This window comes from Caulobacter sp. 1776 (genome assembly GCF_040545685.1).
In the GTDB taxonomy this organism is placed as follows: Bacteria; Pseudomonadota; Alphaproteobacteria; order Caulobacterales; family Caulobacteraceae; genus Caulobacter.
This window is the reverse complement of sequence record NZ_JBEPMI010000006.1, coordinates 112,852-125,925: the sequence shown is the minus strand read 5'-3', so window position 1 is coordinate 125,925 and position 13,074 is coordinate 112,852. Positions and strand designations below refer to the sequence as shown.

Genomic DNA, 13,074 nt, shown 5'->3' with positions numbered 1-13,074 from the left:
CCTTCATCTACCGTGCCCAAGGTCAGCCTCCCGCTCCGCCGTAGAAGAAACGACGGTTTTGCTGCCAAGACACTTTGTCGCACTATGTGTTTTAACACTTCGTCACGATCGCGGGCGTCAGCCACGCTTTTTCGCGACATCCCCAGTGACCAAGCGTCACAGCACCCCGGGCGCGCCGCGGCGCGTCCGCGATCTTGAAATCAAAGCCCCGCGGAGCGGATGATCCACCCGCTCCGCGGGGCTCTAGGGGCCTTTTGGCTCGACGCGCGGGACGCCTTGGGACTAAAGAGCGCCATGAAATTCTTGGACCAATGCAAGATCTACATCCGCTCCGGTAACGGCGGCGGCGGATCGGTGTCGTTCCGCCGCGAAAAGTACATCGAGTACGGCGGCCCCGACGGCGGCGACGGCGGTCGCGGCGGCGACGTGTGGATCGAGGCCGTCGAAGGCCTCAACACCCTGATCGATTATCGTTACCAGCAGCACTTCAAGGCCGGCACGGGCGTGCACGGCATGGGCCGGGCGCGTCACGGCGCGGCGGGCGACGACGTGCTGCTGAAGGTTCCGGTGGGCACCGAGGTCCTCGAGGAGGACAAGGAAACCCTGATCGCCGACCTCGACCACGTGGGCGCGCGCCTGCTGCTGGCCAAGGGCGGCAACGGCGGCTGGGGCAATCTGCACTTCAAGGGTCCGGTCAACCAGGCGCCGAAATACGCCAATCCCGGCCAGGAGGGCGAGGAGCGCTGGATCTGGCTGCGACTGAAGCTGATTGCCGACGTCGGTCTGGTCGGCCTGCCCAACGCGGGCAAATCCACCTTCCTGGCCGCCGCCAGCGCCGCCAAGCCGAAAATCGCCGACTATCCGTTCACGACCCTGACCCCGAACCTGGGCGTGGTCGACCTGTCATCCAGCGAACGGTTCGTGCTGGCCGACATCCCCGGCCTGATCGAGGGCGCGTCGGAAGGCGCCGGTCTCGGCACGCGGTTCCTGGGCCACGTCGAGCGTTCGGCCACCCTGATCCACCTGATCGACGCCACCCAGGACGACATCGCCGGCGCCTACGAGACGATCCGGGGCGAGCTGGAGGCCTATGGCGAGGAGCTGGCCGACAAGGCGGAGATCCTGGCCCTGAATAAGATCGACGCCCTCGACGAGGAGACCCTCGCCGAGAAGGTCGCCGCGCTGGAAGCGGTCGCCGGCGTCAAGCCGCGCCTGGTCTCCGGCGTGTCCGGCCAGGGCGTCACCGAGCTGCTGCGCGCCGCCTATCGGCAGGTGCGCATCCGCCGCGGCGACCTCGAGGACGAGATCGCGGACGACGAGGACCACGTCGACGAGACCCCCGGGGGCTGGACGCCGTGAGCCAAGGCTCGCTCGGGGGAAGCAAGGGCGCATTCGAGGCGGCGCGGCGCATCGTCTTCAAGGTCGGCTCGGCCCTGCTGGTCGACGCCGAGACGGGCGCGGCCAATCGCGCTTGGCTGGACGCCTTCTGCGCCGACGCCGCCGCCCTGCGCGCGGCCGGCAAGCAGGTGCTGGTCGTCTCGTCCGGCGCGGTCGCGCTGGGACGCCGCCGGCTGGGCTTGGCCGGCCGCAAGATCACCCTGCCGGAGAAGCAGGCCGCCGCCGCCGCCGGCCAGAGCCTGCTGATGCACGCCTGGGAGCAGGCCTTCGCGCCGCACGACATCGGCGTCGCTCAGATCCTGCTGACCCGCGACGACACCGAGACCCGCCGGCGCTGGCTGAACGCCCGCGCCACCACCGAGACCCTGATGGGCCTGGGCGTGGTCCCGGTGGTCAACGAGAACGACACGGTGGTGACCGAGGAGATCCGCTACGGCGACAACGATCGCCTGGCCGCCCGCGTGGCCCAGATGGCCGGCGCCGACCTGCTGGTGCTGCTCTCCGACATCGACGGCCTTTACACCGCCGACCCGCGCAGAAACCCCGGCGCGGCCCACATCCCGCTGGTGTCGGAGATCACCCCCGAAATCGCCGGCATGGCCGAAGGCGCCAATACCGCGGCCGGGGTCGGCACCGGCGGCATGGCCACCAAGATCGCCGCCGCCCGCATCGCCCGCGCCGCCGGCTGCGCCACCCTGATCACCCTGGGCTCGCGTCCCCATCCCCTGGCCGCCATCGCCGCCGGCGAGAAGGCCACCCTGATCGAGGCGGGCGCCTCGCCCGCCGCCGCCTACAAGGCCTGGATCGCCGGGTCGCTGGCTCCGCAGGGCTGGGTGACGATCGACGCCGGAGCCGCCAAGGCGCTGGTCTCGGGCAAGAGCCTGCTGGCCGCGGGCGTCCGCGCGATCGAGGGCCCGTTCGACAAGGGCGACGCCGTTCGGGTCCGCGACGAGACCGGCCGCGAGGTCGCGCGTGGCATCGTCCGCTACGACAGCGCCGACGCCCACCGCATCGCCGGCCTGCGCTCCGACGCCATCGAGGCCGAGCTGGGCTTCACCGAAGGCCCAATGATCCACGCCGACGACCTGGCGGTCAGCGCCTAGAATCTGTCATCCCGGACAAGCGCGTAGCGCGCCGATCCGGGACCGCCGGAAGCGCTGCGTTCGTGGCGGTCCCGGGTCTCCGCTACGCTCCGCCCGGGATGACAGTTTCTGATTCAGTTCTCCCATCGCCCGGTCTAGGTTCCGCGCGTTCCCAGGAGTCCCCATGGCCTACCGTTCCCTCCGCGAATTCATCGACGTCCTGGAGGCCAAGGGCGAGCTCGTTAGGGTCAAGGAGCCGGTGTCCAGCGTGCTGGAGATGACCGAGATCCAGACGCGCCTGCTGGCCACGGGCGGGCCGGCGGTGCTGTTCGAGCATGTCCTGCTGCCCGACGGCTCGCGCTCGTCGATGCCGGCCTTGGCCAACCTATTCGGCACGGTCAAGCGCGTGGCCATGGGCGTGACCCTGGGCGGCGAGCCGCGCGAGACGGCGGGCGAGCTGCGCGAGGTCGGCGAGCTCTTGGCCTTTCTGCGCCAGCCCCAGCCGCCCAAGGGGCTGAAGGACGCCCTCGACATGCTGCCCCTGGCCAAGACGGTCATGAGCATGCGCCCCGGAACGGTGAAGAAGGCCCCAGTGCAGGAAGTGGTCCTGACCGGCGACCAGATCGACCTCACGACGCTGCCGGTCCAGACCTGCTGGCCGGGCGAACCCGCGCCGCTGATCACCTGGCCGCTGGTCGTCACCAAGGGCCCGGGCAAGGATCGCGAGGACGACTTCAACCTCGGCATCTACCGCATGCAGGTGCTCTCCAAGGATCGCTGCATCATGCGCTGGCTGGCCCATCGCGGCGGGGCCCAGCACTACGCCCGCCACAAGAAGGCGGGGAACAAGGACCCCCTGCCCGCCTGCGCCGTGCTCGGCGCCGATCCCGGCACGATCCTGGCCGCCGTGACGCCGGTGCCCGACACCCTGTCGGAATACCAGTTCGCCGGCCTGCTGCGTGGGGCCAAGGTCGACCTCGTCCCGGCCAAGACGGTGCCGCTGATGGTCCCGGCCCACGCCGAGATCGTCATCGAGGGCCATGTGCTGCTGGACGAATACGAGGACGAGGGTCCGTACGGCGACCACACCGGCTATTACAACAGCGTCGAGAAGTTCCCGGTCTTCCAGGTGACGGCGATCACCATGCGCAAGGACCCGATCTACCTGACCACCTTCACCGGCCGGCCGCCGGACGAGCCCTCGGTGCTGGGCGAGGCGCTGAACGAGGTGTTCATTCCGCTGATCCGCCAGCAGTTCCCCGAGATCGTCGACTTCTGGCTGCCGCCCGAGGGCTGCAGCTATCGCATCGCCGTGGTCTCGATGAAGAAGGCCTATCCCGGCCACGCCAAGCGCGTGATGCTGGGCGTCTGGAGCTATCTGCGCCAGTTCATGTACACCAAGTGGGTGATCGTCGTGGACCACGACATCAACGCCCGCGACTGGAAGGACGTGATGTGGGCGATCAGCACCAAGATGGATCCAGCTCGGGACATCACGGTGATCGAGCACACCCCGATCGACTATCTCGACTTCGCCAGCCCCGAGAGCGGCCTGGGCTCCAAGATCGGCCTGGACGCCACCGACAAGTGGCCGCCCGAGACCAAGCGCGAATGGGGCGAGGAGATCCGCATGGACCAATCGGTGGTCGACGCCGTCAGCGAGAAGTGGGCGCGCCTGGGATTGCCGGGAGACGGGACGCCGATCTGGAAGTAGCGTCGTCTGAGTCGTTGGGGGCCTGATGGACGCGATCGAGATCTTCTTCGCCTGCTACGGGGTCCTGCTGGCGTTGTCCTTCGCCAAGGTGCTGGCCGGCGCCGCGCGCCTGATCGCCCATCGCAAGACCATCCGCATCGGCTGGCTCACGCCTCTGCTGATGCTGCTTCTGCTGTTCGACATGGCCAGCGCCGTGACCAGCGGGTGGCGCAATCTGGGGGTGGCCGACATCAGCCTTCGCCTGGTGCTGGCCTGCCTGTCGGCGGCCGGCGCCTATTATGTGATCGCGTCCCTGGCCGTCCCGGAAGAGCTGCAAGATGGCGCCGATCTCGACGCCTGGTTCCGCGACCACAAGCACTACATGGCCGGCGGCCTGCTGGCCGCCAACCTGCTGGGCTTCGAGCTGGTCCAGTCGCTGATTAAGGGCCCGGCCGAGATGGTCGCTGGACGCTGGATGGGCTTCTCGGGCGTCATGAACCTGGTGTTCTACGCCCTGGTCGCGGTGCTGATTCTGGTCCGCAACCGGATCACCGAGCTGGTCATGCTGGCCACTCTGAACATCGTCTACGTCCTGGTCCTGCTCGTCTTCTAGAGCGCCCCCTTGCCAGGGCCGCGCGGAGGGGCGACGACAGCGCCCTGTTTGTTTCCGGAGCGCCCGTCATGGCCCAGACTCCCTCGCCCAAGGCCCCATGGGATCAGCCCTTCCTGCCGCCCGCCCCGCACTGGCAGGGCGCCAGCCAGGCCCTGCTCCGCGACAAGTCCGATCCGTGGGTGACGCCGTTCGAGGCCGACGCCGACCACGACTTCTCGCCGACCTACGCCGACACCCGCGCCTGGTTCGACAGGCTGGACAACGCGTCCAAGCTGGTCCGCGTCGAGGACTTCGGCGTCTCGCCGCAGGGCCGGGCGATCTTCGCGGTGATCGCCAGCAAGGACGGCGACACGCTGGATCCCGGCAAGCCGCTACTGCTGGTCCAGTGCGGCATCCACCCCGGCGAGATCGACGGCAAGGACGCCGGCATGATGCTGCTGCGGGACATGGCGTTTCACGGTAAGGATGGCCTGCTGGACAAGGTCAACCTGGTCCTGATCCCGATCCTGTCGGTCGACGGACACGAACGGGCCAGCGCCTATTCGCGGCCCAACCAGCGCGGGCCGCGCATCCAGGGCTGGCGCAACACGGCGACCAACCAGAACCTCAATCGCGACTTCATGAAGCTGGACCAGCCGGAGATGCAGGCGCTCAAGCGCCTGCAGGCCAAGTACAGGGCCGATCTCTATGTCGACGTCCACGTGACCGACGGCTTGGACTACCAGTACGACGTCACCTACGGCTTCAACGGCGAGAACGGCGTCTGGTGCCGCTCGCCGGCCATCGCTCGGTGGCTGGACACGGAGCTCAAGCCCGTCATGAACCAGAGCCTGGAGGCCGAGGGCCACATCCCGGGCGAGCTGGTGTTCGGCATCGACGACCAGAACCCCAAGGCCGGGTTCAACGACGGCGGCCTGGGCGAGCGCTTCTCGAACGGCTGGGGCGCCGCGGCCCATGTCCCGACCATCCTGATCGAGAACCATAGCCTGAAGCCCCACGCCCAGCGCGTGCTCGGGACCTACGTCTTCATCGAGACGGCCCTGAAGCTGCTGGCCGACAAAGGCGAGACCTTGCGCGCCGCCATCGCCGCCGACCGCGCCCTGCGCCCCGCCGAGATCCCGGTCAATTTCGTGTCGGACGACAAGCCGAGCTACACGCGCGCCTTCAAGGGCATCAAGTACGAATACTATGACAGCCCCGCCTCCGGCCGGAAGGAGGTGCGCTGGTTGGGCGAGCCCGATCCCGAGATCTGGCGGACGCCATTCTACGGCTCGCACCCGACCCTGACCTTGAAGCGCCCGGTCGCCTACTACGCACCCAGCTACCGCGCCGACCTGATCGAGCGGCTGAAGCTGCACGGCGTGAGGCTGGAGACCCTCGACCGGGACACGACCATCAAGGTCGAGATGATCCGCTTGGTCGATCCCAAGCTGGCGACCGTCGCCAACGAAGGCCACGTCCAGATCAGTGTCGACCAGGTCACCACCGAGACCCGCGACTGGACCTTCCCCAAAGGCTCGGTCCGCGTCCCCACCGACCAGCCGCTGGGCGACCTGGTGGTCCTGCTGCTGGAGCCACAGTCCAGCGAGAGCGTCTTCGCCTGGGGCATGGTCCCCGAGGTGCTGAGCCGGGTCGAATATATCGAGTCCTACGCCATCGCCCCGCTGGCCGAGGCGATGCTGACGGCTGATCCGGCGCTGAAGGCTGCGTTCGAGGCCAAGCTGGCGGCCGAACCGAAATTCGCCGCCGATCCGGACGCGCGCCTGGCCTGGTTCTACGAACGCACGCCCTTCTATGACGACCACTACTTGCTCTATCCGATCGCCCGCGAAATCGCGCGATAGGAGGGTCGACTTGCCGACCCCGGACGGAAGGCCTCATATGGCCCCTCCGTTCGGGGGCGAGCGGTCAGTGCACTAGGGTCTTGATTTCATGGATACGATCGCTTCCGGCCACGCCGCCGCGCTGTGGGCCGGCCTTCACCTGTTCCTGCTGCTGATCCTGTCGCTGCTGGTCGTGCGTCTGCGCCAGAAGCACAAGGTGGCCTTGGGCGACGAAGGCATCCCGGAACTGGCCCGCGCCATCCGCGCCTTCGGCAACGCCACGGAATATGTCCCGACCGGCATCGCCGCGCTGGCCGTCCTGGCCGTGGCCGGCGCCTCGCCGCTAGCCATCCACGTGGTCGGCTTCATCCTGTTCGCCGGCCGCGTGATCCACGGCGTCGGCCTCTCCAACAGCGGCGGAGCCTCGATCGCCCGGTCGGTCGGCATGGTCTGCACCTGGCTGGCCTACATCTTCGCGGGCGTGGCCTTGCTGGTGTCGGCGATCGGCTGACCTTCAAAACCTGTCATCCCGGCCAAGCGCGAAGCGCGCCGAGCCGGGACCATGGCAAGCGCTGACATTTCCGGCCGTCCCGGCTCTCCGCTGCGCTAGGGCCGGGAAGACAATAGAAGTTGCGCCGCCGCTTGCCCCCGCCGGGGCCCCTCGTCCATAAGACCGCATGGACGATAATCTGTTGCATGACGTGGTCGCCGCCGCGCGCAAGGCCGGGGCCGACGCGGCCGAAGCTGTCTTCGCCGAACGCCAATCCCTCTCCGTCGGCGTCCGCTTGGGCGCGCTGGAAGAGGTCGAGCGCGAGGAGGCCCGAGACCTCGGCCTGCGGGTCTTCATCGGCAATCGCAGCGCCACGGTCTCCGGCTCGGACGTCTCGGCCGAGGCCCGCGCCAAACTGGTCGAGCGCGCCGTCGCCATGGCCCGCCTGGCGCCGGAAGATCCCTATGCCAGCCTCGCGCCCAAGGATCGCCTGGCCAAGGGCCCGTTTCCCGAACTCGACCTGATCGACCCCTACGAGCCCACGGCCGAGACCCTGGAGACCCAGGGCCGGATGGCCGAGGAACACGCCCGCGCGGTCAAGGGCGTGACCAATTCGGATGGCGGTTCGGCCAGCTGGTCGTCGTCGCGGTGGTCGCTGGTGACCAGCGACGGCTTCCACGGAACCCACGCGGCCACGGCCCATTCGATCTCGGCCTCGGCCATCGCCGGCGAAGGCGCGGGCATGGAGCGCGGCGGCGAAGGCCGCTCGACCCGCCACTTCGGCGACCTGCCCGCCGCCGGCGACATCGGCATGGAAGCCGGCCGCCTGGCGGTTGCGCGCCTCAATCCGCGCAAGATCGCCTCGACCACCGCCCCGGTGATCTTCGAGAACCGCCTGGCCATGAGCCTGATCGGCCCGCTGCTGGGCGCGATGTCGGGTCCGTCGATCGCCCGTGGCACCTCGTTCCTGAAGGACAAGCTGGGCCAGCCGATCTTCGCCCGCGGCGTTCGCCTGGTGGAAGATCCGCACCGGGTGCGCGGCCTGGGCTCGGCCCCGTTCGACGACGAGGGCGTGGCGACGGAAGCCCGCGCCCTGATCGACGACGGCGTGCTGACCACCTGGCTGCTCAACACCAGCTCGGCCAGGCAATTAGGCCTGACCACCACCGGCCACGCCTCGCGCGGCCTCGCGGGCCCCTCCGGCGTCTCGACCCACAATCTGACGCTCCAGCCGGGCGCCAAGGACCTGCAGGGCCTGATGAAGGACGCGGGGACCGGCCTCGTCGTCACCTCGATGTTCGGCCCGTCGCTGAACGGCAACACCGGCGACTGGTCGGTGGGCTGTTCGGGCTACTGGTTCGAGAACGGCGAGAGCACCGGTCCAGTCACCGAAATCACCGTGGCTGGCAACCTGATCGACATCTACGCCCGCCTGGTTCCTGGCTCGGACCTCGAGTTCCGGGGCGCCAGCAACAGTCCCTCGCTGCTGGTCGACGCCCTGGCGATCGCGGGCAAATGAACGACCTGGAGCTGATCCTTCAGGCCGCCAAGGAAGCCGGCGAGCTGGCGCTCTCGGCCCGCGAAAGCGGCCTGAAGATCTGGTCCAAGGAAGGCGGCTCGCCCGTCACCGACGCCGATCTCGCCGTCGACACCCTGCTGAGGACCGAGCTGAAGGCCGAACGCCCGGACTATGGCTGGCTGTCGGAAGAGACGGCCGACGATCCGGCCCGCCTGACCACGACCCGCCAGTTCGTCGTCGACCCGATCGACGGCACGGCCGCCTTCATGAAGAACAAGCCGTGGTTCGCGGTCTCGATCGCCGTGGTCGAGAACGGCCAGCCGATCGCCGGCGTCGTCCATGCCCCGGCGCTGAACGAGACCTACGCCGCCACACGCGACGGCCCGGCCACCCTGAACGGCGCGATCATCGAGCCCAGCGCCACCGACCAGCTGCTGGGCGCGGCCATGCTGGGCGACGCCAAGATGTTCGCTCACCCGGCCTGGCGCGAACCCTGGCCGCAGATGCGGATCGAGAGCCGCAACTCGATCGCCTACCGCATGTGCCTGGTGGCCGCCGGGACCTTCGACGCCGCCGTGGCCCTGTCGCCCAAGAGCGAGTGGGACGTCGCCGCCGCCGACCTGATCTGCCGCCGGGCCGGCGCGATGCTCAGCGACCACAAGGGGCGACAATTCGCCTATAATCGCCCCGTTCCGCTGGTTCCGAGCCTGGTTTGCGCCAATCAGGCGCTTGCGCCATTGATCCTGTCACGCGTCGGGCATATCGAGCTGCCATAATCATAATTCCTCGCAGGAACTTGCTCCAAATGGCTGAAAAGCAGCTTCTCCATCTCGTCGTCGGCGGTGAGCTGAAGGACGTCGCCGGCATCGAATTCCGCGACCTCTCGAAGGTCGAATTCGTCGGCGCCTACCCGAACTACGACGAAGCCCACAAGGCCTGGAAGGCCAAGGCCCAGGCCACCGTGGACAACGCCCACGCGCGCTACTTCATCATCCATGCGCACAAGCTGCTGGATCCGAGCGTCGGCTGAGGCTTGAAGGGGGCCGGGCCACTGGCCCCCACCTGACCGCTTCGCGGTCGTCCGTCCCCGGGGCGAGTGAGCCGCTACTCCCGCCGCAAGATCCTGTCCGTCAGCACCTTCCCCAGCATCCCGGCCCGAAAGGTCTTCTTCATCGCGACCGGATCGTAGTCGTCGCTCTCGACCCACTCGCTGAACGTCAGCCCCTTGGGCTCGCCGACTTCCAGGTACTGCTCGAACACGTAGTCCAGCACGCCGGTATTGCCGTGCTTGATGTGCAGATAACGCGGCGACAGCTGCTGCATCGCCTCGCGGATCGGCAGGCCCAGGCGGTAGTGGGCGTAGAAGACGCTCATGATCCCCGCCCGGTCCGCGCCCGATTTGCAGTGCATCAGGGCCGGATATTCGATGGTCTCGAACAGCTCTTTGGCCCCCCGCACCCGCTCGCGGATCGGGACCTCGCGCGAGGTGATGGTGAAGTCGACGAAGTTGAGGCCCAGGCGCTCGCAGGCGTCCTTCTCCAGCGCGTAGAAGCTGCCGTCGAAGCCGCCGCGCAGGTTCACGATCGTCTTGATGCCCTGCTTCTTCCACCAGGCCAGCTGGAACGGCCAAGGCTGGTTGGCGCGGACCAGCTCGGGGCTGATCCAGTGGGCGTTCGAGAACCCCAGGCGCAGATAGGCGTGGTCGTTCCACAGATAGTGGAGATAGGTCTTGAACCGGCCCCAGGGCGTGGTGAGGTCGAACTTGGCCAAGGCGGGGTCCTTCGGGAATTCGCCGCCTAAGTAGGGGCATCGGCCTCGAAAGGCAAAAGCGGCCCTCATGGCGTCGCTTTTCCTCGGCAGTGCGTCTCTCGCGTCCTTGACAGCCTCGCGTTGAAATCCGACCCCTCCCGCATGACCTCGCCGGACAATCAGCCCTCGAACCGCGCCCTGATGGGTCGGATGTGGCGCGAGTTCCTGAAGCCGCGCTGGAAGGGCTTCCTGGTCTCGATGGTCAGCGCGGTGATCGTCGCGCGCCTGACGGTCCTGCTGGGCGAATACGTTCAGCCCGCCGTCGACCAGCTGATCGCCAAGCCCCAGCCCGGCGCCTTGATCTGGGTGCCCTTGACCATCGCCGGCCTGGCGGTGGCGCGCGGGGTGTTCCAGGTCATCCAGGCCAGCCTGATCAACCGCATCGGCAACGGCGTCGTCGGGGACATGCAGACCCGCCTGTTCGGCCGCCTGATCCGCGCGGACTTGGCGCGGCTGCGCGGCGCGCACTCGGGCTCCTATGTCGCCTCGGTGCTGTACGACGCGGGCCTGATCCGCGAGGCCGCGACGACCGGGATCATCAACTACGTCCGCGAGGGCCTGACTGTCGTCATCACCCTGTGGGCCCTGCTGCACAGCGACCCGATCCTGGCGGCCGGCGTGCTGATCATCGTCCCTGCCGTCAGCGGCATCATCCGCAACTTCTCCCGCCGCACCACCAAGGCCGCCAAGGGCGCGATGGGCGAGACCTCCAATCTCTCCACGGCGATCATGGAGAGCCTGGACGGGGTCAAGATCGTCAAGATGGAGAACCGCGAGGCCTACGAGGAAGGTCGCGTCGCCGCCGTGGTCGAGCGTCGCCAGCGCCATCTGATCAAGGGCAGCAACGCGCGCGCCATGGCCGCGCCGGCCACCGAACTGTTCTCGCAGCTCGTCATCGCCGCGGTCTTCGCCTATGCCGGCTGGCGCGCCATCAGCGGCGCCGTCGTCGTCGGTCCGTTCACCCTGCCGCCGATCACCGCCGGTGGCTTCCTGAGCTTCGTGATCCTGCTGGGCATCGCCGCCCAGTCCCTGCGCCAGGTCGCCAATCTGCAGACCGTGTTCAGCGAAGGCCTGACCGCCGCTCGCCGGCTGTTCGAGGCACTGGACGTCGCGCCGACCATCGTCGACCCCGCCGACGCCAAGGCCCTGCCGGCCGGCGACAGCGCCATCGCCCTGGACCACGTCACCTTCTCGTATGGCGCGGACATCCCCGCCCTGTCGGATGTCTCGATCCAGGCCCGCAAGGGCGAGACCGTCGCCCTGGTCGGCCCCTCGGGCGGCGGCAAGAGCTCGATCCTGAACCTGATCCCGCGGTTCTACGACGTGACGGCCGGGGCGGTGACCATCGACGGCCACGACGTGCGGTCGGTGACCCTGGCCTCCCTGCGCGATCGCATCGCCCTGGTCACCCAAGAGCCGTTCCTGTTCGACGACAGCATCCGCGCCAACATCGCCTATGCCCGCCCCGGCGCCAGCCAGTTGGAGATCGAGGCCGCCGCCCGCCAGGCCGCCGCCCACGACTTCATCCTGGAATTGCCCGAAGGCTATGACACCGCCGTCGGCGAGGCCGGGGCCCGCCTGTCGGGCGGCCAGCGCCAGCGTATCGCCATCGCCCGCGCCTTCCTGAAGGACGCCCCCATCCTGCTGCTGGACGAGGCCACCAGCGCCCTCGACACCGAGAGCGAGGCCCAGGTCCAGGCCGCGCTGGAGCGGCTGATGGCCGGCCGCGCCACCATCCTGATCGCCCACCGCCTGTCGACGGTGAAGAATGCCGACCGCATCTACGTGATCGACAAGGGCCGCGTGGTCGAGACCGGGACCCACGCCGAACTGGTCCGCGCCGGCGGCCTCTACGCGCGCCTGGCCAAGGCCCAGGACCTGGACCATGCGCCCCCAAGCGAAATCGGGGAGACGTCCGCTTGAGGCCTCTGCGTTCGCCCTGGGTCATGAGCGCCATGACCTCGCTACTGGCCGGCTATCTGCGCCTGACCTATCGGACGCTGCGCTGGACCCGCGAGGGCCAGGCGATCGCCGAGCAGGTCTGGGCCGAAAGCCTTCGCGACGGCCGCGGCGCGATCCTGTGCTTCTGGCACTCGCGCGTGCCGGTCGCTCCCACCTGCTGGCCGCAAGGTCCCGACAAGCCCCGGATCCACGCCCTGATCTCGCAGTCCACCGACGGCGAGTTCATCGCCCGGGTGATGGACAAGATCGGCTTCCCGGCCGTGCGCGGCTCGTCCGCCAAGAAGACCGACCCGGCCAAGAACAAGGGCGGCGAGCAGGCCTTGCGCGACATGGTCCAGTGGCTGCGCCAGGGCAACGCCATGGCCGTGACCCCCGATGGCCCCCGCGGCCCCGCCGAGCATATGGAGAAGGGCGTCGTGACCCTGGCCCGCATGACCGGCGCGCCGGTGCTGTTCGTCGGCATCGCCATGCAGCCCTGTATCCGGCTGAACAGCTGGGACCGCACCATCGTGCCGCTGCCGTTCGCCCGCGCCGCCATGGTCTGGGACAGTCCAGGCCGCGTGGCGCGCGGCGACGATGTCGATGCGCTGCCGGCCCAGTGGGCCGCGCGCCTCAGCGCCGTGTCTCGCCGCGCCGAGGCGATGGTCGGCGAAACGACACCCGAACATTGATCCGCCCCGCCCTT

12 protein-coding genes are annotated in these 13,074 nt (G+C 68.6%); 11 read left to right on the top strand and 1 reads right to left on the bottom strand.

Features of this window, described 5'->3' with window-relative positions; all coding sequences use genetic code 11:
- Positions 1-294: 294 nt before the first annotated feature.
- The 9 genes from obgE to ABIC66_RS16730 all read left to right on the top strand — a co-directional run bounded on the left by obgE (position 295) and on the right by ABIC66_RS16730 (position 9,648).
- Complete coding sequence (obgE, locus tag ABIC66_RS16770; RefSeq protein WP_354071419.1) at positions 295-1,359, top strand: GTPase ObgE; 1,065 nt, start codon at positions 295-297, stop codon at positions 1,357-1,359.
- Complete coding sequence (proB, locus tag ABIC66_RS16765; RefSeq protein WP_354071418.1) at positions 1,356-2,501, top strand: glutamate 5-kinase; 1,146 nt, start codon at positions 1,356-1,358, stop codon at positions 2,499-2,501. The genes obgE and proB overlap by 4 nt, the downstream gene beginning before the upstream one ends.
- Positions 2,502-2,664: 163 nt before the next feature.
- Positions 2,665-4,194: a UbiD family decarboxylase gene (locus tag ABIC66_RS16760; protein WP_354071417.1), complete on the top strand. Its 1,530-nt coding sequence runs from the start codon at positions 2,665-2,667 to the stop codon at positions 4,192-4,194.
- Positions 4,195-4,219: 25 nt separating this feature from the next.
- Complete coding sequence (locus tag ABIC66_RS16755) at positions 4,220-4,786, top strand: hypothetical protein (protein ID WP_354071416.1); 567 nt, start codon at positions 4,220-4,222, stop codon at positions 4,784-4,786.
- 68 nt (positions 4,787-4,854) lie between these two features.
- Positions 4,855-6,630, top strand: coding sequence for a M14 family metallopeptidase (locus ABIC66_RS16750; protein WP_354071415.1), 1,776 nt, complete (start codon positions 4,855-4,857; stop codon positions 6,628-6,630).
- An 88-nt stretch (positions 6,631-6,718) separates the two neighbouring features.
- Positions 6,719-7,120, top strand: coding sequence for an MAPEG family protein (locus tag ABIC66_RS16745; protein WP_354071414.1), 402 nt, complete (start codon positions 6,719-6,721; stop codon positions 7,118-7,120).
- A 166-nt stretch (positions 7,121-7,286) separates the two neighbouring features.
- Positions 7,287-8,618: a TldD/PmbA family protein gene (locus ABIC66_RS16740; protein ID WP_354071413.1), complete on the top strand. Its 1,332-nt coding sequence runs from the start codon at positions 7,287-7,289 to the stop codon at positions 8,616-8,618.
- The gene (locus ABIC66_RS16735) at positions 8,615-9,394 is read left to right on the top strand and encodes a 3'(2'),5'-bisphosphate nucleotidase CysQ (protein WP_354071412.1); all 780 of its coding nucleotides are present in this window, start codon (positions 8,615-8,617) and stop codon (positions 9,392-9,394) included. The genes ABIC66_RS16740 and ABIC66_RS16735 overlap by 4 nt, the downstream gene beginning before the upstream one ends.
- Positions 9,395-9,414: 20 nt before the next feature.
- A complete protein-coding gene (locus tag ABIC66_RS16730) occupies positions 9,415-9,648 on the top strand; it encodes a DUF4170 domain-containing protein (RefSeq protein ID WP_354071411.1) in 234 nt (77 codons plus the stop codon).
- A 74-nt stretch (positions 9,649-9,722) separates the two neighbouring features.
- Here ABIC66_RS16730 and ABIC66_RS16725 read toward each other — a convergent pair whose 3' ends face one another.
- Positions 9,723-10,388 (bottom strand): fused DSP-PTPase phosphatase/NAD kinase-like protein, encoded by a 666-nt coding sequence (locus ABIC66_RS16725; protein WP_354071410.1) that lies wholly within the window; start codon positions 10,386-10,388, stop codon positions 9,723-9,725.
- A 141-nt stretch (positions 10,389-10,529) separates the two neighbouring features.
- Between ABIC66_RS16725 and ABIC66_RS16720 the strand changes: the two genes are divergently transcribed.
- Both ABIC66_RS16720 and ABIC66_RS16715 read left to right on the top strand, forming a co-directional pair.
- Entirely contained in the window at positions 10,530-12,350 is a 1,821-nt protein-coding gene (locus tag ABIC66_RS16720; RefSeq protein ID WP_354071409.1) for an ABC transporter ATP-binding protein, read from the top strand.
- A complete protein-coding gene (locus ABIC66_RS16715; protein ID WP_354071408.1) occupies positions 12,347-13,060 on the top strand; it encodes a lysophospholipid acyltransferase family protein in 714 nt (237 codons plus the stop codon). The genes ABIC66_RS16720 and ABIC66_RS16715 overlap by 4 nt, the downstream gene beginning before the upstream one ends.
- The last annotated feature ends 14 nt before the right edge of the window (positions 13,061-13,074 follow it).

Excerpts from the sequence above, each read along its gene's own strand:
- obgE (WP_354071419.1), top strand. The coding sequence starts at position 295 with ATGAAATTCTTGGACCAATGCAAGATCTACATCCGCTCCGGTAACGGC.
- ABIC66_RS16760 (WP_354071417.1), top strand. The coding sequence starts at position 2,665 with ATGGCCTACCGTTCCCTCCGCGAATTCATCGACGTCCTGGAGGCCAAG.
- ABIC66_RS16755 (WP_354071416.1), top strand. The coding sequence starts at position 4,220 with ATGGACGCGATCGAGATCTTCTTCGCCTGCTACGGGGTCCTGCTGGCG.
- ABIC66_RS16750 (WP_354071415.1), top strand. The coding sequence starts at position 4,855 with ATGGCCCAGACTCCCTCGCCCAAGGCCCCATGGGATCAGCCCTTCCTG.
- ABIC66_RS16745 (WP_354071414.1), top strand. The coding sequence starts at position 6,719 with ATGGATACGATCGCTTCCGGCCACGCCGCCGCGCTGTGGGCCGGCCTT.
- ABIC66_RS16740 (WP_354071413.1), top strand. The coding sequence starts at position 7,287 with ATGGACGATAATCTGTTGCATGACGTGGTCGCCGCCGCGCGCAAGGCC.
- ABIC66_RS16735 (WP_354071412.1), top strand. The coding sequence starts at position 8,615 with ATGAACGACCTGGAGCTGATCCTTCAGGCCGCCAAGGAAGCCGGCGAG.
- ABIC66_RS16720 (WP_354071409.1), top strand. The coding sequence starts at position 10,530 with ATGACCTCGCCGGACAATCAGCCCTCGAACCGCGCCCTGATGGGTCGG.